We start from the raw sequence: 670 nt of genomic DNA on the forward strand, positions 1-670 counted from the left end.
CTCCGGCCCTCGGCAGCGTCACCGAGAACCAGAACGTCGAACCCTTGCCTTCGGCGCTTTCGACCCCGATGTCGCCGCCCATCAGCTCGACGAGCCGCGAGGTGATGGCGAGGCCGAGGCCGGTCCCCTCGTGCCGCCGCGTCGATGAAGTGTCGACCTGGCTGAATTTCTCGAAGACCAGTTTCAGTTTTTCCTCGGGGATACCGATGCCCGTATCGGTGACCGAAATGGTGAGCTTCGTTCCGGCTGGAACCCTCTCGCCGGTGACGTCGACCAGCACATGGCCCTCATCGGTGAATTTCACCGCATTGCCGAGCAGGTTGGTGACGATCTGCCTGATGCGGCCGACATCGCCGATGAATAGGCTCTCGAGCCGAGGCTCGACACGTACGATCAGCTCGAGGTCCTTCTCCTTGGCGCGCGTCGACACCAGCGTCGCCACGTCCTCGATCGCCTCGGCCAGATTGAAGGGCGCCGGATCGAGCACCAACTGACCGGCATCGATCTTGGAGAAATCCAGTATGTCGTTGATGATGGTGAGCAGCGCATTGCCCGACTTCACGATGATGTCGGTAAACGTCTTCTGCTTCGGGTCGAGGTCCGATTTGGCCAGCAGTTCGGCCATGCCGAGCACGCCGTTCATCGGCGTGCGTATCTCATGGCTCATATT

General features: G+C 61.0%; 1 protein-coding gene. It reads right to left on the reverse strand.

The annotated features are described in order from the left end of the window. Positions 1-670, reverse strand: a 670-nt coding sequence (locus EN994_RS34185) for an ATP-binding protein (RefSeq protein WP_245466182.1), incomplete at both ends; no start/stop codon positions are given.

It is taken from the genome of Mesorhizobium sp. M7A.F.Ca.CA.002.09.1.1 (assembly GCF_003998555.1).
In the GTDB taxonomy this organism is placed as follows: Bacteria; Pseudomonadota; Alphaproteobacteria; order Rhizobiales; family Rhizobiaceae; genus Mesorhizobium; species Mesorhizobium ciceri.